Annotated in this window: 23 protein-coding genes and 1 pseudogene; 13 read left to right on the top strand and 11 right to left on the bottom strand. The window is 63.6% G+C overall.

From position 1 onward, the window contains the following. Window positions 1-267 precede the first annotated feature (267 nt). The 4 genes from aceA to ACZI8W_RS17025 all read left to right on the top strand — a co-directional run bounded on the left by aceA (window position 268) and on the right by ACZI8W_RS17025 (window position 3901). Window positions 268-1557: an isocitrate lyase gene (gene aceA / locus ACZI8W_RS17040; protein ID WP_463369682.1), complete on the top strand. Its 1290-nt coding sequence runs from the start codon at window positions 268-270 to the stop codon at window positions 1555-1557. Between the two features lie 169 nt (window positions 1558-1726). Further along, complete coding sequence (locus ACZI8W_RS17035; RefSeq protein WP_463369681.1) at window positions 1727-2623, top strand: 3-hydroxybutyryl-CoA dehydrogenase; 897 nt, start codon at window positions 1727-1729, stop codon at window positions 2621-2623. Between the two features lie 14 nt (window positions 2624-2637). After that, window positions 2638-2829 (top strand): hypothetical protein, encoded by a 192-nt coding sequence (locus tag ACZI8W_RS17030; protein WP_463369680.1) that lies wholly within the window; start codon window positions 2638-2640, stop codon window positions 2827-2829. 10 nt (window positions 2830-2839) lie between these two features. Beyond that, complete coding sequence (locus tag ACZI8W_RS17025) at window positions 2840-3901, top strand: NAD(P)-dependent alcohol dehydrogenase (protein ID WP_463369679.1); 1062 nt, start codon at window positions 2840-2842, stop codon at window positions 3899-3901. Window positions 3902-3926: 25 nt separating this feature from the next. Here ACZI8W_RS17025 and ACZI8W_RS17020 read toward each other — a convergent pair whose 3' ends face one another. After that, the gene (locus ACZI8W_RS17020; protein WP_463369678.1) at window positions 3927-4709 is read right to left on the bottom strand and encodes a SigB/SigF/SigG family RNA polymerase sigma factor; all 783 of its coding nucleotides are present in this window, start codon (window positions 4707-4709) and stop codon (window positions 3927-3929) included. Next, window positions 4706-5077, bottom strand: a complete 372-nt coding sequence (locus tag ACZI8W_RS17015; protein ID WP_463369677.1) for an ATP-binding protein — start codon at window positions 5075-5077, stop codon at window positions 4706-4708. The genes ACZI8W_RS17020 and ACZI8W_RS17015 overlap by 4 nt, the downstream gene beginning before the upstream one ends. 330 nt (window positions 5078-5407) lie before the next feature. Here ACZI8W_RS17015 and ACZI8W_RS17010 point away from each other — a divergent pair. After that, window positions 5408-5806: pseudogene (locus tag ACZI8W_RS17010) on the top strand (STAS domain-containing protein); the annotation flags it as partial. Here the strand turns inward: ACZI8W_RS17010 and ACZI8W_RS17005 are convergent. The 3 genes from ACZI8W_RS17005 to ACZI8W_RS16995 are packed head-to-tail and all read right to left on the bottom strand — an operon-like array spanning window position 5711 to window position 7150. After that, window positions 5711-6487 carry a glycosyltransferase gene (locus ACZI8W_RS17005; protein ID WP_463369775.1) on the bottom strand — a complete coding sequence of 259 codons (777 nt, stop codon included), beginning with the start codon at window positions 6485-6487 and terminating at the stop codon, window positions 5711-5713. The pseudogene ACZI8W_RS17010 and the gene ACZI8W_RS17005 overlap by 96 nt on opposite strands. 57 nt (window positions 6488-6544) lie before the next feature. Further along, complete coding sequence (locus ACZI8W_RS17000; protein WP_463369676.1) at window positions 6545-6901, bottom strand: hypothetical protein; 357 nt, start codon at window positions 6899-6901, stop codon at window positions 6545-6547. 9 nt (window positions 6902-6910) lie between these two features. After that, on the bottom strand, window positions 6911-7150 hold the full coding sequence (locus tag ACZI8W_RS16995) for a hypothetical protein (protein WP_463369675.1): 240 nt from the start codon (window positions 7148-7150) through the stop codon (window positions 6911-6913). 241 nt (window positions 7151-7391) lie between these two features. Here ACZI8W_RS16995 and ACZI8W_RS16990 point away from each other — a divergent pair, with 241 nt between their 5' ends. The 3 genes from ACZI8W_RS16990 to ACZI8W_RS16980 all read left to right on the top strand — a co-directional run bounded on the left by ACZI8W_RS16990 (window position 7392) and on the right by ACZI8W_RS16980 (window position 8598). Next, window positions 7392-7637, top strand: coding sequence for a DUF6480 family protein (locus ACZI8W_RS16990; RefSeq protein WP_463369674.1), 246 nt, complete (start codon window positions 7392-7394; stop codon window positions 7635-7637). Between the two features lie 82 nt (window positions 7638-7719). Further along, a complete protein-coding gene (gene mbp1 / locus ACZI8W_RS16985) occupies window positions 7720-7956 on the top strand; it encodes a microaggregate-binding protein 1 (RefSeq protein ID WP_463369673.1) in 237 nt (78 codons plus the stop codon). A 261-nt stretch (window positions 7957-8217) separates the two neighbouring features. Then, entirely contained in the window at window positions 8218-8598 is a 381-nt protein-coding gene (locus ACZI8W_RS16980; RefSeq protein WP_463369672.1) for a hypothetical protein, read from the top strand. A gap of 96 nt (window positions 8599-8694) precedes the next feature. On the opposite strand, the gene ACZI8W_RS16975 is transcribed toward ACZI8W_RS16980, so the two are convergent. The 4 genes from ACZI8W_RS16975 to ACZI8W_RS16960 all read right to left on the bottom strand — a co-directional run bounded on the left by ACZI8W_RS16975 (window position 8695) and on the right by ACZI8W_RS16960 (window position 13128). Then, the gene (locus ACZI8W_RS16975) at window positions 8695-9264 is read right to left on the bottom strand and encodes a type 1 glutamine amidotransferase domain-containing protein (protein WP_463369671.1); all 570 of its coding nucleotides are present in this window, start codon (window positions 9262-9264) and stop codon (window positions 8695-8697) included. Continuing rightward, window positions 9261-9848: a DUF2231 domain-containing protein gene (locus ACZI8W_RS16970; protein WP_463369670.1), complete on the bottom strand. Its 588-nt coding sequence runs from the start codon at window positions 9846-9848 to the stop codon at window positions 9261-9263. Before ACZI8W_RS16970 ends, ACZI8W_RS16975 begins: the two co-directional genes overlap by 4 nt. A gap of 54 nt (window positions 9849-9902) precedes the next feature. Then, window positions 9903-10925 (bottom strand): SDR family oxidoreductase, encoded by a 1023-nt coding sequence (locus ACZI8W_RS16965; RefSeq protein ID WP_463369669.1) that lies wholly within the window; start codon window positions 10923-10925, stop codon window positions 9903-9905. 439 nt (window positions 10926-11364) lie between these two features. Then, window positions 11365-13128, bottom strand: coding sequence for a glycoside hydrolase family 15 protein (locus tag ACZI8W_RS16960; RefSeq protein ID WP_463369668.1), 1764 nt, complete (start codon window positions 13126-13128; stop codon window positions 11365-11367). 209 nt (window positions 13129-13337) lie between these two features. Here ACZI8W_RS16960 and ACZI8W_RS16955 point away from each other — a divergent pair, with 209 nt between their 5' ends. The 3 genes from ACZI8W_RS16955 to ACZI8W_RS16945 are packed head-to-tail and all read left to right on the top strand — an operon-like array spanning window position 13338 to window position 19212. Next, window positions 13338-15131 (top strand): thiamine pyrophosphate-requiring protein, encoded by a 1794-nt coding sequence (locus ACZI8W_RS16955; RefSeq protein WP_463369667.1) that lies wholly within the window; start codon window positions 13338-13340, stop codon window positions 15129-15131. After that, window positions 15118-16245 carry an enolase C-terminal domain-like protein gene (locus ACZI8W_RS16950; RefSeq protein ID WP_463369666.1) on the top strand — a complete coding sequence of 376 codons (1128 nt, stop codon included), beginning with the start codon at window positions 15118-15120 and terminating at the stop codon, window positions 16243-16245. The genes ACZI8W_RS16955 and ACZI8W_RS16950 overlap by 14 nt, the downstream gene beginning before the upstream one ends. Window positions 16246-16296: 51 nt before the next feature. Further along, on the top strand, window positions 16297-19212 hold the full coding sequence (locus ACZI8W_RS16945) for an FAD-binding and (Fe-S)-binding domain-containing protein (protein ID WP_463369665.1): 2916 nt from the start codon (window positions 16297-16299) through the stop codon (window positions 19210-19212). Window positions 19213-19353: 141 nt separating this feature from the next. Here the strand turns inward: ACZI8W_RS16945 and ACZI8W_RS16940 are convergent, their stop codons facing one another. Both ACZI8W_RS16940 and ACZI8W_RS16935 read right to left on the bottom strand, forming a co-directional pair. After that, window positions 19354-20007 (bottom strand): superoxide dismutase family protein, encoded by a 654-nt coding sequence (locus ACZI8W_RS16940; protein WP_463369664.1) that lies wholly within the window; start codon window positions 20005-20007, stop codon window positions 19354-19356. 159 nt (window positions 20008-20166) lie between these two features. After that, the gene (locus tag ACZI8W_RS16935) at window positions 20167-20436 is read right to left on the bottom strand and encodes a DUF7218 family protein (protein WP_463369663.1); all 270 of its coding nucleotides are present in this window, start codon (window positions 20434-20436) and stop codon (window positions 20167-20169) included. A 117-nt stretch (window positions 20437-20553) separates the two neighbouring features. Here ACZI8W_RS16935 and ACZI8W_RS16930 point away from each other — a divergent pair, with 117 nt between their 5' ends. Then, on the top strand, window positions 20554-21084 hold the full coding sequence (locus tag ACZI8W_RS16930) for a hypothetical protein (RefSeq protein ID WP_463369662.1): 531 nt from the start codon (window positions 20554-20556) through the stop codon (window positions 21082-21084). After that, the gene (locus tag ACZI8W_RS16925) at window positions 21084-21563 is read left to right on the top strand and encodes a DUF421 domain-containing protein (protein ID WP_463369661.1); all 480 of its coding nucleotides are present in this window, start codon (window positions 21084-21086) and stop codon (window positions 21561-21563) included. Before ACZI8W_RS16930 ends, ACZI8W_RS16925 begins: the two co-directional genes overlap by 1 nt. Window positions 21564-21641 lie beyond the last annotated feature (78 nt).

Raw genomic sequence — 21641 nt, 5'->3', positions numbered from 1 at the left:
CGGCAACGCACGGCCGCAAAGGTGGAGGTCAGTGCTACCGGCGGGTAACTTCTGCTCGCGATGGCATGATCGTTGGCCTCCCCATCGATTAGCAATATTTGCAAATCGACGGTCAAAAATTACCGAGATTGGCATTAGCAACAGGTAGCGGGCAGTTTTCAGGTGTGCCATTGTCGTCATGTACATCCGAATGGTCCGCAAAGGATGTGAAGTAGTACAGATGTACTGCTGACGTCGAGCGGAGTAGATCTAGAGAGTGGAGCTTTGATGTCGACCACCGGCACCCCGAGGACCGCTGAAGAAATCCAGAAGGACTGGGACACCAACCCCCGCTGGAAGGGAATCACCCGCAACTACACGGCCGAGCAGGTCGTGAAGCTGCAGGGCTCCGTCGTCGAGGAAGCCACCCTCGCCCGCCGTGGTTCGGAGATCCTGTGGGACCTCGTGAACAACGAGGATTACATCAACTCGCTGGGTGCCCTCACCGGCAACCAGGCCGTTCAGCAGGTGCGCGCCGGCCTCAAGGCCATCTACCTGTCCGGCTGGCAGGTCGCAGGCGACGCCAACCTGTCGGGTCACACGTACCCGGACCAGTCGCTGTACCCGGCGAACTCGGTTCCGCAGGTCGTTCGCCGCATCAACAACGCGTTGCTGCGCGCCGACGAGATCGCCAAGGTCGAGGGCGACACCTCGGTCGACAACTGGCTCGCTCCGATCGTCGCCGACGGTGAGGCCGGCTTCGGTGGCGCGCTCAACGTGTACGAACTGCAGAAGGCCATGATCGCGGCCGGCGTCGCCGGTTCGCACTGGGAAGATCAGCTTGCTTCGGAGAAGAAGTGCGGCCACCTCGGTGGCAAGGTGCTCATCCCCACGCAGCAGCACATCCGCACCCTGACCTCGGCTCGTCTCGCCGCCGATGTCGCCGATGTCCCCACCGTCGTCATCGCCCGCACCGACGCCGAGGCCGCCACCCTCATCACCTCGGACGTCGACGAGCGCGACCGCGAGTTCCTCGACGGCACCCGCACCGCAGAAGGCTTCTTCGGTGTCAAGAACGGCATCGAGCCCTGCATCGCTCGCGCCAAGGCGTACGCCCCGTACTCCGACCTCATCTGGATGGAGACCGGCGTGCCGGATCTCGAGGTCGCCAAGAAGTTCGCCGAGGCAGTGCGCAGCGAATTCCCCGACCAGCTGCTGGCCTACAACTGCTCGCCGTCCTTCAACTGGAAGGCACACCTGGACGACGCGACCATCGCGAAGTTCCAGAAGGAGCTCGGCGCGATGGGCTTCAAGTTCCAGTTCATCACCCTCGCCGGCTTCCACGCGCTGAACTACGGCATGTTCGACCTGGCCCACGGCTACGCCCGCGAGGGCATGACCGCCTTCGTCGACCTGCAGGAGCGCGAGTTCAAGGCTGCGCAGGAGCGCGGCTTCACCGCGGTCAAGCACCAGCGCGAGGTCGGCGCCGGCTACTTCGACTCGATCGCCACCACGGTCGACCCGAACACCTCGACGGCTGCCCTGAAGGGCTCCACCGAGGAAGGCCAGTTCCACTAGGAGCCGAACCGCATCTCCTGGTCTCGGCGTACAAGATCGGCGGCCCGCGACTTTCGTTGCGGGCCGCCGGCGTCGAAACCCGAGATTTCTGGATGTACCCGGTGAGTTACCCGTGTGCTCACCAGATCTGTTGTCACTCCAGCGCAGTCGAGGTTGAGGGAGAGCTGACGTGAACACCGACAAGGTTCAGCGCGTCGGCGTGATCGGCGCCGGCATCATGGGCTCGGGTATCGCCGAGGTGTGTGCGCGCGCTCACGTCGATGTCCTGGTGTTCGAGCAGACCCGCGAACTCGCGGCAGCCGGACGTGCACGGATCCTCCGGTCCCTCGACCGCGGAGTGAGTACCGGGAAGATCACCGAACGTGAGCGCGAACAGGCTGTGTGGCGGTTGCGGTTCACCTCCGACCTCGAGGACTTTGCCGATCGGCAACTCGTGGTGGAAGCGGTCGTGGAGGACGAGAAGATCAAGGCCGAGATATTCGCGGAGCTGGACACGATCGTCACCGACCCCGGCGCGGTACTTGCCTCCAACACGTCGTCGATCCCGATCATGAAGCTGGGTGTCACGACTACGGCACCCGAACGCGTCATCGGAATGCATTTCTTCAACCCCGTACCGGTACTTCCACTGGTCGAAGTCGTGACCACCCTCAAGACCGGCCACGCGGTGGCGGAACGCGCAGAGACGTTCGCGGGCGACATTCTCGGCAAGCAAGTCGTGCGGTCTTCCGACCGGGCAGGGTTCATCGCGAATGCACTACTCGTGCCGTACCTGCTCTCAGCAGTCCGGATGGTCGAATCCGGTTTTGCGACCAAGGACGACGTCGACAAGGCGATGGTCCTCGGGTGCGCCCACCCGATGGGTCCGCTCGCGCTGACCGATCTCGTCGGGCTGGACACCGTCAAATCGATCGCGGATTCCATGTACGACGAGTTCAAGGAGCCACTGTATTCGGCGCCTCCGTTGTTGCTCCGTATGGTCGAGGCCGGGCTCGTCGGCAAGAAGTCCGGAGCCGGCTTCTACGAGTACGCCGACAACGGCCGTGCGACCAAGAAGGCCGGGTAGTCGGCGAGCTCCCAATGCGATGTGCATGGGGGAGAAGCGATTCCTACTGGCACGGCGAAGGCACCCGCGACGAGATCATCGCGGTCCAGCTCGAGCCGTCGCTACGCAACCTGGTCGCCGCGGCACGCAGGGTGCGCCGGCGCGTTGCAGCCCAGGCGGGCACCAGCAACGACCCCGCGGGTGCGCCGTCGTTCGCGGGGGAGTAGACGTAGAAATATGAGCAACTCGGCTGTTCCGACCATCACCGCGGCTGCCTTCATCGCTACCGCCGCGGATGCCCCGCTGACGAAGACCACGATCGAGCGTCGGCCGCTGGGCCCGCACGACGTGCTGATCGAGATCGAATTCGCGGGCATCTGCCACTCGGACATCCACATCGCCCGCAACGAATGGGGAGGTACGAAGTATCCGGTAGTGCCCGGTCACGAGATCGTCGGACGTGTCGCCGCGATCGGTTCCGATGTTACGACGCACGTGGTAGGCGACCGGGTCGGCGTCGGATGTTTCGTCGATTCGTGCGGTGAATGCGACCCGTGCAGAACCGGATTCGAACAGCACTGCGTCAAGAGGGTCACCGCGACCTACAACTCCGTCGGCCGCGACGGGCAGGTCACACAAGGCGGCTACTCGACACACATCGTCGTGACCGAACACTTCGTGCTGAAGGTGCCGAACGGGCTCGATCCTGCAGCGGCGACGCCGCTGCTCTGTGCCGGAATCACCTTGTACTCACCGTTGAAGCGCTGGAACGCCGGCCCCGGCACCAAGGTCGCGATCATCGGGATGGGCGGGCTCGGGCACGTCGGCGTCAAGATCGCCGCTGCGCTCGGTGCGGAGGTGACCGTGCTCAGTCACTCGTTGACGAAGAAGGACGACGGTCTGCGCTTCGGTGCCGTCGACTACCGCGCGACGACCGACGAGAACCTCTTCAAGGAACTCCGCGGCACGTTCGATCTGATCCTCAACACCGTGTCGGTCAACCTCGACCTCGACCGATACCTGTCGCTCCTGTCTTTGCGGGGCGTCCTCGTCGAACTGGGCCTGCCCGAGAACCCGCTGTCGCTGCGGGCGTTCTCGCTCGGCAACAACGACCGTGCGATCGCGGGATCGAACGTGGGAGGGATTGCATTGACACAGGAGATGCTCGAGTTCTGCGCGGTGAACGGCATAGCCGCAGAGATCGAGTTGATCTCCGCCGATCGCATCAACGAGGCCTACGGCCGAGTGGTCGCGAGTGACGTGCGGTACCGATTCGTCATCGATGCCGCGACCTTCTGAGCCGGATCGGGTAGGAACGGGCTGGTCAGAAGTTGTTCCCGAGCTGATCTCGCAGTTGCGCGAGGGTCTTCGCCAGGAGACGTGAGACGTGCATCTGCGACACCCCGACCCGTTCGGCAATCTGTGTCTGCGTCATGTTGCCGAAGAAGCGCAGCATGACGATCGAGCGTTCGCGTTCCGGCAGTGCGTCGAGCAACGGGCGTAGCGCTTCGTTGTTCTCGACCTCGTCGAGGGCCGTGTCGTACTCGCCGAGTGTTTCGGCCAGGGTCAGACCGTTGTCTGTCTGTGACGACGGGCGGTCCACGGAAACGGTGGTGTAGGCATTGCCCGCAACCAGCCCCTGCAGCACTTCTTCCTTCTCGATGCCCAGTTCCTGCGCGAGTTCGCTCGGCGAGGGTGCGCGCCCGAGACGTTGCGACAGATCGGCCGTGGCATGGCTCAGCGACAGGTGCAGTTCCTTCATGCGCCGGGGAACCCGCACCGCCCAGGCAGTGTCGCGGAAGTGCCGGCGTACCTCGCCCATGATGGTGGGCACCGCGAACGACACGAAGTCGGCCCCGCGATCCGGATCGAATCTGTCGACCGCGTTGACCAACCCGAGACGTGCGACCTGGACCAAGTCTTCGAATGACTCGCCACGCCCATCGAAGCGCCGCGCGATGTGTTCTGCGAGAGGGAGACAACGCTCGACTACGCGCTCGCGGATCGCGGCGAGCTCGACATCCTCCCCGTCGAGGACAGCGATCCGTTTCAGGTCGTCGACGACGTCGGCGTAGTCGTCGTTCGTCTTCCTGTTGCTCGCATTCACCGAGCGGCGCCACGTTCGGAGATCGTCAGGTCGATGATGCTCAGCGTCTTACCGTGGCCGTCGATCTCCGACGACACGGATACCGAATCAGTGAGCGAATTGAGGACATGCCACCCGAACGACCGGGGTTGTCGAGCGGGGGCGTCGGGGCGGGCGGGGGCCGACAACCTGATCCTCACTCCTGACGGAGAGACTTGAAAGCTGCACAGAAGCGTCGATGATTCGGTCGAATTCACGATCAGTCTGGTAGCCGATTCATCGACCGCGAGTTTGATGTCCTCGACGGTGTCGAGATCGAAGTCGTGTTGCAACGCGATCGCCGCTGCGACCGCGCGCAGCACCGAAAGCTGGTCGGCATCGGCCTTCACCCGCAACTCGACGGTAGGGGGACTATGGTCGTGTGCCGAATCTAGCGACGCGGAATTCGCCATGGGTGCTTGTTCTCCGTGACTACGTGTAGCGGTGCTGAATGTCTGGTGGGTCCTGCTTCCTTCTCCAGACGAAGACTACCCAGCCCGGAGGGGGTTCAACCCGCCCAGCCCGGAAGGGTTCAACCCGATGGATTCGTGCGCGCGGCAGTGCCGATGCACCGTGGCCGACGCACGGTGAGGGATTGTGGCTCGGTTGAGTGTCTGTCGGGTTTGTACTACTGTCGAAGGCGGTTGAGCACACAGCCTGGAAGTTGAAGGTGCCGCAGAATGAGGCGGCGTTCCTGCGGGGCGATCGTGTGCCGCCGACGTCGCATCTGTAGCGCCTTCGGAGTTTTCAGACTCAAAGTTTCTCAGACGTTGGGAAGTGCAATGATTGCTACAGAGAACCTTGCCACGCCGATCATGTCCAGGCGTGTTGTTCCGCGTGATGCTTCGATCGGCAGGGCTGCTGGTGCGCAATTCTGCGCACAACAGATCAGCTCGACCTTGGTTCGCATCGGTGTCACCGGAGAAGTCGACCTCCGTAACGCGGAGGCATTGAATAGTTACGTGTGCAGGTATCGTCAGTCTTCACCACGGATCATTCTCGATCTGTCCGAGGTCGGGTTCTTCGGGGCAGCGGGGCTCGTAGTGTTTCGAGAGCTCGATGGAGTGAATCGACAGAACAGTGCACGTTGGGCACTCGTGTGCGGGAGACCGGTTCAGCGATTGCTGCGTGTTGCCGATCCCGAACAGCACTTTCTCCCGTTCACTTCGATGGAAAGTGCTATGCGATCGCTGAGTATCGCGGCCTGATGCCATTCGAAGATCGCAGCGGGCTGCAGTGGGCAGTGCGTTGTGAATCCGTTGCCGTGCATGGTAATCCGTGCACGGCAACGGTGTTTCATCGGGTAGTTGTCTGCGATACCGGTCCATGTGTGCAGGAAACGGGGTCGCCGCAATGACCGGTCGTCTGCATGCCATTGCCTCCAGCGCGGTTTGCGCAGTAGGAATTGCCTGTGCTTGCGCAGCCAACTGAGCGGCGACTCCCGAAATCCAGAAATGGGCGTGCACGACATCTGGACGTTCGCGTGACCATTCATTCTGGAGAAATGAACTGAAATCTCCTGTGGAGTAGAATAATTCATTTTCTGATAGGTGTTCGGAAGGGCCGGATGGAACGTGCACCACCTCGTAGTTCCCCGCGGTCTTCATTCGTTGGGGCAGGCCTGGCTGGTCGCGGCGTGTGTACACCACCACGCGATGCCCTGCCCGAGCGAGTGCCGCGGAGAGCTCAGCAATGTGAACGCAACGTCCGTCGAGATCTGCGTCATCGGAGGCAAGTGGACTCGCGCCTTCGGACACCATCGCGATGTGCATCGACTTCCCTTCCGCGGCGTCGAATGGCAGACCTCCAGTGTGGGGCTACCTCACGGCGGTCGCCGAGATGCCGGCGTACATCACCATCAGAACGAAGAGCGCCCACCCCGCTCCATGCCAGATGGGCCACCGCCCACCGTTCTTCCAGACTTGATAGGTGCGGACGAACGCCCCGAGCCCTCCCAGGAGAAGGACGACGACAGGTCCGAACATGAGAATCTGGCGAGCGGGTTCCGTGCAGACAGCGAACTCTTCGTCTGCGCAACTATCGCCGGATGTTGCCGACCACACGATCATTCCTGCCATGACCAGCAGCGCGATCGCGATCACTACGGCCGCATATCGGACGGCGTTACGAAATTCCTTCGGGTCGTGCCAGCGCTTCTCCACATCCTGCGTCATGGCCGACGGTCAGCTCCCGACCCGGTCGGTCAGCTGGTCTTGGCCGACTTGGCGTGCGCAATGGGCGCAGCAGAACATCGCGCCGTTCGCCTCGACTCCATGACCGAGGATCTTGCAGTGGCAGTGGGCACACTCCGGTGCCATTGCTTCGACTGCACACTCGAAGCTGTCGTATGTGCCGGTAAGGTTTTCGCGCGTGACAGTGAAAGCCTTGTCGTAGTCGTTTCCGCATGTATCGCACGTGGGCATGCCGAAGCTCCTTTCGAGTGAATTGCCGTGCTCATCGGATGCCCTGGTTCGTGACCGGGTAAACGTGCGGGTCGCGGTGCCGATTCGGGGTGGTGGCGGGGGTGTTCCGAGCGCTCGGGTTTCAATGGCGAGGTGAGCGGGCATTCGGTAGGGGCGACCCAATACGAATCGGTCGCTGATCGCCGGTTCAGAATCTTCGCGGATTCAGGATCTTCGACCGACACGTTGCCGAGGAGGGCACATGAGCGTCTCCGATCCCGAGCCGCACGGCAACACTGATCCGGCGCCCGAGAAGACGCCGGATCTGGATGCTGGTGGCGGCGTGCGTCCCGGAGCGACCCCGCCCGAGTCGGCGGGCACTTCGGGCCTGTCTGCGCCGGAACCACGTACCAGCTACAGATTTCCACCGACCGGGTGGGTGGCGGTCGGAGCGGCCCTGGTGATCTTTTTGATCTTCCTGGCTGCGGCTATCGGATTGCTGCTATGACGAGAGTGATCGACCGGAAGTCGAAGCGACAAGCAGACAGCCGACCGAGATGTGCAAGTCCACACGAGAAAGGATCGTCGGAATGACAGATGACAAGAGCGGCCCCAGCGAAGGCATCAAGGGCGCCGTCGAAGACGTGAAGGGTAAGGCCAAGGAAGCTGCCGGAGCCTTGATCGGAAATGACGAACTCACCCGAGAGGGACGTGCACAGCAGGATAAGGCCGAGAGCCAGCGGGAAGTCGCGAAAAAGGAAGCGGAAGCCGAAAAGGCACGCGGCGAAGCTGAGGTGGACGAAGCACGTCAGCGTTCACAGCAGTAGCGTTCACCTCAGTAGGCCGCGACAATAACTGTCGGGGGGCGTCCGAGGCCTGGTCAGGCCTCGGACGCTCGTCCGGCGGCATTCGTTCGTTCGAGGCAAAGAGCGATGCGGCAGCGCATGCTCGCCGCGATCCCACTCAGCGACGACGAACGCACCGCCGTCGACGACGGCCTCGCCCGGGTAGCGCCGTTTTCCCCGGCGGAGCCGTGTCGTCGACCGAATGGGCGTCGTTGACCGAATGGGCACAGGCCCCACGGCGACTTGGGTGAGGCCACCCACCAGCCGTCGTCCGTGAGCCTGGTGCCGTATCTACCATTCGTCCCCGTACACCCGGACGAGAACACGCACCGCACTTTCGGGCCGCTGCATCGACTCGATCCGCACGTGCCTGCCCCCGGCCGGCGCCCCGCTCCGGTGCCCGCCTGCCGTCAAATCCACGGCATCTACTACGCCGCGGCGCACTCGAACGGTCCCGCACTGGCGTTGTGGAACACCGAACCCCGCATCGAGGTGGTTCAGGTCCCGCGGGGACGTCCAGGACTTCGCGTTGGCGATCCGATGATGTGGCCGCGTATCGTCGAGGCCACGGTCGGTCTGGGAATGCGCGCCGACCTCGTCCCCCACTGCTCCCTCTGCCTGTAGGGCGGACGCTCGATGAGATCGACGGGGAGTCGGTTCGCCACCACGGCGAACTCGCTCGGTGTCGCTTCTGGCATCGTTCTGCTCAACTGTTCGCACTCATCGCACTCGCCCTTGATCGGAGAATACGTCGACCACCGCCGAACAGAACGCGGGAAGGTCGTCGGGATTGCGGCTCGATACCAGGTTCTGGTCGATCACCACCTCTTTGTCCACCACTGTGCCGCCGGCATTTCGGATGTCGGTGCGGACGCTCGGATACGACGTCAGCGTCCGATCGCGGACGACGTCGGCTTCGACGAGAGTCCACGGTCCATGACAGATCACCCCGACGGGTCGTCCCGAGGTGACGAAGTCGCGGACGAACGCGACGGCCTTGGCGTCCTGCCGAAGATGATCGGGATTGGTTGTCCCGCCAGGCAGGAGAAGACCGTCGTAGTCGTCTACCGAAGCATCGGCGACGACCTGGTCGACGGCGTACCTGCCAGCGGCCTGCACGTCTTTTTGCATCGCCTGGATTTCACCGCTCGCCAGTGACAGCAATCGCACCGTGGCGCCTTCCTGCTCCACTGCGCGCCGAGGCTCGACGAGTTCCACCTCCTCGACACCGTCGGTCGCAAGGATGGCGATGGTTCGGCCCGACAGGAGTCCGTTGTTTGCTGTGCTCATGATGGTCGACCCTCCTTCGAAGTGTGCTGCTTCCGCATACCCATCACGCGTGATTCCATGCGGCGAGATGCTCTGCGGCCCACTCGTGCGCCCTGCGCAAACGCCAAATGACCGCCGAGCGTGCCGCCGATACCGATCATCGCGGTCGCCACGGTGCTCGCTGCCACCGCAGCGGGACGGTTGCCTGTGTGTCCACGTCGTCCCAGGTAGGACAAACCCATCAGCGCGATGCCGCTTCCGTTGATCGCAGCATGGACCAGGCCCACCCGTCGTTGCTGTGTGTCGCATTCGGCGAAGTCCGCCCAACCTGTGAGCGCAGACGGTAAGGCGGCGACCAAGCCGATTCCGATCAACTGCCGGGCTGTCTCCGGTTTGCGGAAGACGAAGTCGAACAGCGGGGTACACGACCAGGCGCCGATCGGAATCGCTACCAGTGCGGGGTGCAGTGGGTGGCCGGGGGCCACGTCACCGCGCAGCAGATCGCCCTGTGGCCCCGAGGTGATGCGGCGGACAGCGTCGCGGACGGCCGTCGATGGGCGGTCGAGGGCCGTCGCGGATTCCAGTGTTGAAAACAATCCCGTCATAGAGGACGGGTACCTCGGACGAACGGTCCGAAACCGCGGGGCCCGAAAACGCGGCTATCGACGCCACCGGCTCCCGAGAGCAGACGCCACACCGACTGCGACTGCCCCTGCCGCGGCGCCGATGATCCCATGGTGCTGGGAGAACCACAGCTGCCGACACTGTGGGAGTGCCCGGTCGTCGAAAACGCCGTGTGCGCCGAAGTCGCGACCGTTCGGTCCGTCGGCCGGGTGCCACAGATTCGATGGCCGGTGTCGGTCGCGCGGCTGGTCGGTCTGCTGGGAGCTGAATCCGGTGGCGGCGAGGTACCGATCGAGTAGGCCAGGTGCGATCGCGTTGAGCGCGAGGGTGGTGGCGGTGCTGGCGCCGACCCAGTATTCGCGGCGTCGGGGGTGCTCGGCCGCGTACAGGACGGCGCGGGCGGCGACTTCCGGCTGGAAGATCGGTGGCACAGGCTGCGCGTGGTTCGGCAAGCGCGAGCGAACCCAGGAGAACTGAGGCGTGTTGACCGCAGGCATCTGGACCATCGTGACGCGGATGCCCGATTTGTTGTGCAAGAGCTCGCACCGCAGTGCCTCGCTGAAACCCTGGATGGCATGTTTGGCGCCGCAGTATGCACTTTGCAGAGGAATTCCGCGATAGGCGAGTGCGGATCCCACCTGCACGATGGTCCCGGCACCTCGCGGTTGCATACGGCGCAAAGCCGCCATGGTGCCGTAGACGTACCCGAGATAGCTGACTTCGGTCACGCGCCGGAATTCTCCCGGTGTGATCTCGTGCAGCGGCGCGAAGACCGAGGTGAACGCCACGTTGATCCAGATGTCGATCGGGCCCAGCGCGTTCTCGATTCCGGTCGCCGCTTCCTCGACCTGATCGGGGTCGGCGACGTCGGTGGGCACGGTGAGAACCTGTGCTCCGGCACGCTCGGCTTCTTCGGCCGCTCGCGCGAGACCTTGCTCACCACGGGCGAGCAAGGCGATTCTGTCGTGGCGCGCAGCGAATACACGGGTTACGGCGCGGCCGATTCCGCCGGAGGCGCCGGTGATCACCACGACGCGTCCGGGTTTCGGTGTGGTCATCATCTGGTGTTCAGCGCGGATACTCCTTCGTTCACGAGAGAGTATCCGCGCTGTCCTCCTTTCAAAGGAGTGTGGTGGCGGGGAACTTGTCGGTTGGGGGTGTGAGCAGGACCGCGACCGCCACCGACGCGCAGTTCGATCTGTCGCATGCGCAGTATCGGAACCGGCGTGCGGCGGAGTTGGCGAAGTCGACGATGGCGCGGAAGGCTGCGGATTCGGCGATCGAGTGGATGAAGCGGGAACGTGTCGAATGCTGCCGGAGTGATTCTGGCTGTGGCGGAGCGTGGCCACACCGGTGTCGACGATGTCGGTCACTGGGGTCCGCCTCCTTCGGGGTCGGGTGTGGTTTGAGCTGGGAATCTCCTGTCAACAAGGCAGGAGAGACGGTAAGAAGCGGATGTCCTTCCTGGAGTGGTGGGCTGCCTGGAGGTGCTGGTCGCTACTGGCGTTGACTGGGTCCGGCGAGATAGTGCGCCGCTTGGAAGAGCAAGGCATGGACGAATGCTTGTGGGAGGTTGCCGCGTAGCTGGCGTTCGATGACATCGAACTCCTCGGTGAACAGGGCAGGAGAGCCACACGCGGCTCTGTTGCGTTCGAACCAGCGGGCAGCGGCGACCCGGTTGCCTTGCTGGTGCTCGGCCACGGCCATGATGAATCCACACAGCAGGAACGCCCCTTCGGTGTCGGAAAGGGGGCCGTCGTGCTGGCGGAAGCGGTAGACGTAGCCTTCATGGCCGAGTTCGGCACGCACCGCAGCAAGTGTCGCTGCGGTGCGTGGGTCTGCGGCAGAGGGAGCGCCGCGGATACTGGGTAACAGCAGTGCGGCGTCGACCCGGTCGTCGTCGGGAGCGCGTTGCCAGCGGCCGGTGGAGTGCTGGCAGTCTCTGCCTGTGTCGGCGACCAGTTGTTCGGACAGTCCGGTCCACTGGGCCGCCTGCGCGGCAGGTGCGACAGCGGCGATGCGTCGGAGGCCGGCTGCGCAGATCAGCCGTGAATGGGCCCAACGACGACGTGCGAGTTCCCATATACCGGCGTCGGGCTCCCTCCAGCGTCGCTCGATCGCGTGCACTGCAACTTCCGCCGCCTTCCAATGCTCGCGATCGAGACGACCATGCCGTTCGGCGGCGGCCAGCAGCAACAGCGCCTCCCCGAATGCGTCCAGCTGGAACTGGTCGTTGACATGATTTCCGACGCGTGCGTCGGCCCCTGGGAAGCCCGGAAGGTCGAGCGAAGTTTCGTCGCGAACTCGGCCGCCCGTCACGGTGTAGGCGGGCACCAGATCAGAGCCGTCGGCGAGGAGACGGTCACTGACGAACCTGACGGCATCGTCGAGCAATGGATGCGGCCCGGCCTCGGCAACGGCTTGACCTGCGTAGCACTGATCGCGGATCCAGCAGTATCGGTAGTCGTAGTTTCGACCCTGCTCTGCTCGTTCGGGTAGCGCGGTCGTGGCCGCGGCGACCATGCCACCGGTGCAGCTCGTCAGGCCGCGCAAAACCGAATACGCGTGCTGGGCGTCGCGATCGGCGAGGGAACCTTCTATCTGCGGAACGGCGTTGTGCCAGGCGCATTCGGTGTGGTTCCACAACCGGTCTGCATCCGGCGGCTTGTTGGGCAATGGCCGATCACCGACTTCGAGAACCAGGTCGTGATGATGCCCGGCCGGTACGTCGAGGACGGCTTCGAGTCTGCGGTGCTGGTGGTGCACCGCCGGTGCTCCGGCAAAGCGAACCCGTAACGCCCCTGCCCGAAAAGTCCGTACCCCGTTGAGTTCGTTCGTCTGCTGCATCGGACGCGCACCGAAATCTGCGGCCAGATCGAGACTTACATCGAGCTGCGCATCACCTTCAACCGCTGTGATGCGACGCAGCACTATCGCGGTATGCGCATCTCCGGGAAAGGCCAGTGCCTCCCGGCATTCAACCGTGCCCGAGCTGGTGACCCAACGACTACGCCAGATCAAACTGCCGGGTTCGTAGTAACCGCCCCACGTGAATCGCCGAACGGAGGGGCGGACTGTGTACGCACCTTCTCCACCGAGCAAGGCGGAGAACACGGCCCCGGAGTGCCACCGCGGCGCGCACATCCACGCGATATCCCCACGCGGACCGATGAGAGCTCCGCGTTCCCCATCCGCGATCAGCGCGTATTCCCGAAGCACGTGCGGTGTCGGGCCGTCGTCGAGTACTGGGTGTCGCGTCATGCTTACCGCCTCTGCGAGCGCTACCCAACAGTCTGGGTGGTCATCCATTGCGCGTACCCGGCAGCGCGCTACCGCAACCATTGCGGAATGGCAAATTGTTCCGCGATTCGGTTTCGGTGACTCCGCACAGGGTAGACGAGATGCTGGAACTGCTCCGTGTGTTCCGGGAACGGCCTTCCGTACACCCGATTCGTGCTCAGGAGGACTCGATGGCCAGTCAGAATGTCGCGGACTTTCTGCTCGAACGATTGCGGGCGTGGGGGGTCGAACACGTATTCGGGTACGCAGGTGACGGAATCAACGGTATTCTCGCCGCTTGGGAGCGGGCGGGAAACAACCCTCGATTCGTTCAGGCCCGGCATGAGGAGATGTGCGCGTTCGAGGCCGTCGGATACGCGAAGTTCGCGCGGCGCGTCGGGGTATGTATCGCAACCTCCGGCCCCGGAGCGATTCATCTGCTCAACGGCCTCTACGATGCGAAACTCGATCATGTACCGGTGGTCGCGATCGTCGGACAGACGAACCGCTCCGCCATGGGCGGATCCTACCAGCAGGAAGTCGACCTGCTCAGCCTGTACAAGGATGTCGCCAGCGACTACGTGCAGATGGTCACCGTTCCGGAGCAGCTGCCCAACGCTCTCGACCGAGCGATCCGGACAGCGGCGACCCGACGGGCTCCTACCGCACTTATCATTCCGGCGGATGTCCAAGAACTCGAGTACTCCCCACCGACGCACGAGTTCAAAATGGTGCCGTCGAGCCTCGGATTCGACACCCCGACCCTCGCTCCGGACGACGCGGCGGTAGCGCGCGCTGCGGAAGTCCTCAATTCGGGTCGCAAGGTCGCCATATTGGTCGGGCAGGGTGCGCGCGGTGCACACAATGAGATCGCCGAGGTTGCCGATCTGCTCGGCGCCGGTGCAGCCAAAGCGCTCTTGGGGAAAGACGTGCTCTCCGATGAACTCGCGTGGGTGACCGGGGCAATCGGGCTGCTCGGTACCCGCCCGAGCTACGAGATGATGGCGGGCTGCGACACCCTTCTGACGGTCGGGTCGTCCTTTCCGTACGCCCAGTTCCTACCTGACTACGACCAGGCCCGAGGTGTGCAGATCGACATCGACGGTCACATGATCGGGATGCGATACCCGAACGAGGTCAACCTGGTTGCCGATGCGAGAACAGCTTTGCAGGCCCTGATTCCGCACCTGTCCCGGAAGGAGGACCGCTCCTGGAGAGAGGAGATCGAGGCCAACGTGGCGCGCTGGTGGGAGACCATGGAGATGCAGGCGCAGGTGGAAGCCGATCCCGTGAACCCGTTGCGGTTGTTCGCCGAGTTGTCGCCTCGACTACCCGAAAACGCGATCGTTACGGCAGATTCGGGCTCGTCGGCCAACTGGTACGCGCGTCAACTGCGGTTCCGCGGTCGGATGCGTGGCTCTCTTTCGGGGACTCTGGCGACCATGGGGCCCGGCGTCCCCTATGGGATCGGAGCGAAGTTCGCCTATCCGGACCGTCCGGTGATTGCGTTTGCCGGCGATGGCGCAATGCAGATGAACGGCCTCGCCGAACTGATCACCGTCGAACGCTATTGGCAGGAGTGGGCGGACCCCCGGCTGATCATTGCGGTCCTGCACAACAATGACCTCAATCAGGTGACCTGGGAAATGCGCGCCATGTCCGGATCTCCCAAATTCGCCCCCTCGCAGACCCTCCCGGATGTCGACTATGCGTCTTTCGCTGAGAGCCTCGGCTTGCGGACAGAGACCGTCACCACACCCGAGCAACTCGCCGGAGCATGGGAGAATGCTTTGTCAGCGGATCGGCCCACTGTCCTGGACGTGCATACCGATCCGGATATGCCGCCGATCCCGCCGCATGCGACCTGGGAACAGTTCAAGTCGGCCACCGCAGCAGTCCTACAGGGAGATGAGGACGCTTGGGGATTCATCAAGACCGGGATCAAGACCAAGGCGCAGGAGTTCCTCCCGCATGAGAACGGCTGAGTGTCCGACGATGATCGACACCCCGATCACCGCGCTGTCCGCGGCCGCGTACACGGTCCCCACCGATACCCCGGAGGCGGACGGCACCCTCGACTGGGATTCCACTACATTGGTGCTCGTCCAGGCCAGGGCCGCGGACCGGGTCGGAGTGGGGTGGACCTACGCACCCTCGGCCTGTTGCGCTGCAGTCGCCGAGCTTCTCGCGCCATTGGTCTGTCATTCGGATCCGTTCGATATTCAGGGGATCTACGAGCGGATGGTGAAAGCAGTTCGCAACGTCGGTCGGGCCGGTATCGCCGGGTGTGCGATCTCCGCCGTCGATATCGCGCTGTGGGATCTGAAAGCTCGGCTGTTGTCGGTTCCGCTGTGTCGGCTGCTCGGTGCGGTCCGTGACACAGTACCGGTATACGGATCCGGTGGATTCACCAACTATACGTCTCGGCAACTCGGGGATCAGCTCGGTGAGTGGGTGCACGACCAGGCAATCCCTCGGGTGAAGATCAAGATCGGCGAGTCGTGGGGGACTCACACAGACCGTGACCTCGCTCGAATCCGACAGGCCCGGTACATCATCGGCGATGACAGTGAACTGTATGTGGACGCCAACGGTGCATACGGACGCAAGCAAGCCATTCGGGCGGCCTGCGAGATGGCTGATGCAGAGGTGACCTGGTTCGAGGAGCCGGTCTCTTCCGATGACCTCACTGGGTTGGCGCAGGTCCGCGCCGCTGTGTACCCGGACGTATCTGCGGGCGAATACGGGTACGATCCACCGTACTTCGAACGAATGTGCGCTTCCGGTGCGGTGGACTGCGTGCAGGCCGATCTCACCCGTTGCGGCGGTGTCACCGGCTGGCGGCAGGCTGTCGCCATCGCTGCCGCCCATCACCTGCAGATCTCCGGACACTGCGCCCCGCATCTGCACGCGCATCCCGCCGCCGCCACCGCCAACCTGCGGCATCTGGAGTGGTTCCACGACCATGTCCGGATCGAACAGCGATTCTTCGACGGAGCACTCGACCCCACAGGCGGCACAGTTCGCCCCGATCTGGAGCAATCGGGTCACGGATTGTGCGTCCGCGTGCCGGATCTCGAACACTTCCGCGTCCGGTGACGGCCATAGCCCAGTTCGGCAAGGTGCCGGACCAATCCGAAGGAGGCGGTCATGGCCATCGATCACCGCCGTACCCGTACCCCGCTGTTCCAGGAACTCGAACAGCGATTGCGTGAAGACGTCGAGGGAGAGGTTCGGTTCGACTCCGGATCACGTGCTGCGTATTCGACCGACGCCTCGAACTACCGACAGATTCCGATCGGTGTTGTCGTGCCCCGCACTCCGGCGGCCGCGGCGGACGCGATCGCGGTGTGCCATGACTTCGACGTCCCGGTCCTTTCCCGCGGAGGAGGGACCAGTCTGGCCGGGCAGTGTTGCAATACCGCGGTGGTGCTGGACTGGAGCAAATATTGCACCGAGATCGAATCACTGGATACCGAGACCGGGGTCCTGGTAGTGCAACCGGGCATTGCCCTCGACACGCTGAACGACCACCTTGCGGATTCAGGGTGGATGATCGGTCCGAAGCCGTCCACACATGTCAGCTGCACCATCGGCGGCATGATCGGCAACAATTCCTGCGGCTCGACCGCCCAGGCCTACGGGAAGATGGCCGATTCGGTCCGTCGCCTCGAAATCCTCACCTACGACGGGCATCGGATGTGGGTGGGCTCTACGCCGGCCGACGAACTCGAGCGCATCATGTCAGAAGGAGGTCGACGCGGTGAGATCTACACCGCGTTGCTGCAACTGCGCGACTCGCACGCCGACGAGATCCGCGCCCGGTACCCGGACATCCCGCGCCGGGTATCCGGATACAACCTGGATCAACTGCTGCCCGAAAACGACTTCCAGGTAGCTCGGCTGCTCGTCGGGTCCGAGAGCACCCTGGTTACGATTCTGCGAGCGGAGCTGTCTCTGGTGAGAGTGCCGGCCGCAACTTCATTGTCCCTGCTCGGATTCGACGACATCTGTACCGCTGCAGATGCCGTTCCCCGGATTCTCGAGCATTCTCCCGCAGCCCTGGAGGGAATCGATCATCGGTTGGTGGAGCTCGAACACAGCCAGCATCTCGCAGCAGCTGCCCTGAGAGAACTACCCGACGGCACCGCATGGCTGATGGTGCAATTCGACGGCGACACCGATGAGGAGGCCGAGCGGAAAGCGACCGTGATGGTCGACGATCTGCACTCTACGACCACGGCGGCGAAGATCCTCGACGACCCCGAGTACGAGAAGCAGGTATGGGCCGCTCGTGAAGCCGGCCTCGGCGCCACTGCCTACCCGCCGAACAGCCCGGAAACGCACGAGGGTTGGGAGGACGCTGCCGTCCCGTCCCGGCTTCTCGGCAACTATCTGCGCGATTTCCGACGGTTACTCGACCGCTACGGATATGGGACGGCTTCGCTGTACGGGCATTTCGGACACGGTTGTGTGCACACGCGAATCCCATTCGATCTGCGCACCGCGGAGGGGATCGACAAGTATCGCAGCTTCGCCGAAGCATCCGCTCAGTTGGTTGTCGGGTACGGCGGATCACTCTCGGGCGAACACGGAGACGGACAATCCCGTGGTGAACTGCTTCCGATCATGTTCGGAGATCGGATCGTCACGGCATTCGGAAGCCTCAAGAGGATTTTCGATCCCGACGATCGGATGAACCCCGGCAAGATCGTCCACCCCGACCGCCTCGACGAAAATCTCCGCCAAGGTGTCGATTACCTGCCATTGGAACCAGCCACCCATTTCGCCTATCCTCACGACGAGTACCGCTTCAGCAGGGCAGCTGCGCGCTGCGTCGGTGTCGGCAAGTGCCGCGGGCATGAATCGGGTGTGATGTGCCCGTCCTACCGGGTCACACGTGAAGAAGAGCATTCCACCCGCGGCCGCGCCCGGTTGCTGTTCGAGATGCTCCAAGGAGACGTCATCACCGACGGTTGGAGATCTGCAGCGGTCAGAGATGCACTCGATCTGTGCCTGGCCTGCAAGGGCTGTCTGTCTGATTGTCCGGTGAATGTCGACATGGCCACCTTCAAGGCCGAATTCCTCTCCCACCACTACCGGTGGCGGATCCGACCCCGGTCGCACTATGCAATGGGCTGGCTTCCGCTCTGGGTCCGGTTGGCGTCCTACGCGCCCGGGGCGGCAAATCTACTCACCCACACCCCGGGAGTGTCCGCGGCACTGGCGTTCGCTGGTGGTGTCGACGCTCGACGATCATTTCCGCACGTCGCACGCGAGCGCTTCACCGACTGCTTCTCACCCCGGCCGGACGGCGTACGAGGCATCCGCGGACGAGTGATCGTGTGGCCGGACACCTTCACCAGTAACTTCGATCCACACATCGCCGCGGATGCCGTCACCGTGCTCGAAGCGGCCGGTTTCACCGTCGGGGTCCCCACGGATTCCGTGTGTTGCGGGTTGACGTGGATCTCCACCGGTCAACTCGGCATCGCCAAGAAGGCGTTACGGCATACACTGAGGGTGCTCCGGCCCGAATTGCAGGCCGGTACACCGATCGTGGTCCTCGAACCGAGTTGCGCCGCGGTTTTCCGCGCCGACCTGCCGAACTTGCTGCACGGAAATGAAGACGCTCACCGGCTCGCGAAGCAGACCGTCACCCTCGGCGAACTTCTGCATCAGAAGGCGCCCGACTGGCGTCCGCCCCACCGAGTCGATGCGGCCGCAATCATCCAGCCGCACTGCCATGAGTCTGCCGTCCTCGGATACGATGCAGACGAGAGGATCTTGGAGCGCGCAGGAGTCGATACCACCGTTCTCGACGCCGGGTGCTGTGGGCTTGCCGGTAACTTCGGATTCGAGCGAGGACACTACGACGTCTCCGTCGCCTGCGCTGAGGACAAACTACTTCCCGCAATCAAGGCGGTCGGCGTCGATACGCTGGTGCTCGCGGATGGGTTCAGTTGCCGCACTCAGATACGCGATCTGCTCGATGTAGTGCCGCTGCACGGAGTCCAGGTACTCGCCGCAGCGGTTCGAGGATCTACCGCTCTGCCGACGGTGTGACAGCGTCATCTCGAGCGCTACAGCCTCGAGCTCCGCCGAGTAGGGTGCCGGGCCAGCTCCTGCACACCCGTCTCAGTGCCGCAACCACCGGTTTCGGCGCGACCCCGCCGCGAGTACGGTGCCAGCTACCTGACTGGAAGACTAGAAATCGGTGTCGATGCACGCCAAGCGGTCACCGGCCATTCCGGCCTCGCCCGGACCTGTCATGGTGTGCTGTGCGTGGAGCACTACGGAGTTGGCCTCGTCGTCGCGGAATTCCCAGTCCACGGTCGTCGACGCTCGGGCAGCGCCGCTGTCGTCGGTCGTGATGTCGAGCCAGACTTCGTTCTGGGGGTTCGCGTAGGCCGGGTCTGTCGAAGGTGCTTCCGGGGTGGCTGCGGGGTCGAGGTCGTTCTGGTAGTGCGGCCCCGAGTCCGAAGGCTGCGGTCCGCACGGCTGCGTGTGCACGTGCACGCCGAAGTCCCGGGCCGGCGCGAGGCCCGTCGCGTCGAGAGTAATGGTCGTGCGGCCGTCCTCCTCCTCGGAGTCGACCGTCACCACAGAACCCACAGGCACGGCAGTTTCGTCGTAGGTGAAGGCATTGTCGTCGTCGCTCCCGGGCTCCCCGGGGACCTGAAATGCGCCGGCTACGCCGGGCGCCGGCGTGGGAAAATCGTCGGTCGTGGTCTCGGTGGTGGTCACAGGCGGTGTTTCGACGGTGGCATCGTCGGTTGTCGCTTCGTCGTCGCTGCAGCCGGCAGCGACGAGAGCGGACAACGACATTGCCGCTATCAAAGTAGTGCGTCGTGTGTTCATATATGTGGCTTACCCGCGGTGCACGGTCCTGAATCCTTGCGGCCTCGAACGAATGCGCCAACGCAACCCGGACTGTGTGCACCCGCAGTCGCGGACAGTCGCGGATCTGCGACAGACGAAGTCCACTACGACCGCGTCCTTGCGTGGATTCCACGAGGATCAGTGATTCCTCAGGGCGTCGATGAGGTCGTCCTTCGTCATCTTCGAGTATCCGGTGATGCCGATGTCTTTCGCGCGCTCCTTCAACTCGTGCACCGTCCGTTCCTCGTAGTCGGTGGCCGCGCCGCCCTTGTGCCCGACCGACGAGCGCCCCTCGTTCGCTGCGGCATTGGAGATGCGTGCCGCCTTCTCCTTCGAGTCGCCTTCCTCGCGCAGTTCCTCGTACAATCCCTGATCCTTCAGGTGTGGATCAGAACCCTTCTTCGGCATGGCATTTTCCTCCTCGGCGGTCCCCTTCAGGAATACCCGGGCGGTACGCCGCGAAACCCAGCCCGGCATTTCGCACGAAGGCCCGCGCACACGCCTTGATCGTGGGAGATTCGGACGATGGGCTCGGCTGATCGAATCCCCGACTCGGTACTGGACGATGTCGAGGCTTTCGCGCGTACGCAGACAGTCGCCTGGATCCGGCGAGGCGCGGTCGCCCTTCTCGCTGTGGTCGTCCTGGTGGGTCTCACCGGCAGGCTCGGTGTGCATAGCATGACCACGCACGCATCTGGCGGTGGATATGAACTCCAACTCGAATACCCGCGGGTCGCGCGACCGGGGCTGGACATCCCCTGGAATCTCACCGTCCGGAAGCCGGGCGGTTTCGCGGGGCCGGTGGTGATCGCCGTGGAGTCCGGCTACTTCGATGTATTCGAGAGCCAAGGCTGGATGCCGGAGCCGTCAGCGGAGACCGCCGACGCCGACCGCACCTACATGACGCTCGCCCCGCCTCCCGGAGACACGCTTGCGCTCAGGTTCGATGCGTATATCCAGCCCTCGAGCCAGCGTGGAGCGTCGGGCTCTGCCTCTGTCTACGAGAACGGAATCGATGTGGTCACAGTACATTTCACTACGTGGATTGCGCCCTGATGGAAATCGTCATTCGCGCGGCGGTTCTTTTTCTGTTCCTGTGGGTCGTCACCCGGATCGTCGGCCGGTCGACGGTCGGTGAGCTGAGCACGTTCCAGCTGATTCTCTACATCGCGATGGGTGACCTCATTCAGCAGGGAGTCACGCAGCAGGACTACTCCGTCACCGCAGCAGTCCTGACGATCGGTGTGTTCGCCCTGCTCACCATGGTGCTGACGTGGGCCAATTCCCGATTCTCGCTCGTGCGGGGTATCACACACGGTATTCCCGTCATCATCGTCCGTGACGGAGTTCCCGACCTGCACCGGCTACGTACCGAGCGGATGTCGATCGACGATCTGATGAGCAGCGCACGACAAAAAGGTATTCGCAGGTTCGACGAAATAGAACTCGCTGTTCTCGAGACCAACGGGCGCGTATCGTTTTTCACGCGGGCCGACGGCGGTGCGACCGAGTCAACGCATCCGGACATCACATGACGGGACGTCCGGGGTTCCCGTTTGGCCGTGACGCTCGTGGGTAACCGCCACCGGACACTGTCTGTTGAAGGAGGGCAC

The organism is Rhodococcus ruitaii (genome assembly GCF_055230935.1).
Note: the sequence above shows the minus strand (reverse complement) of the source record. Positions and strands in the feature narration are given on the sequence as shown.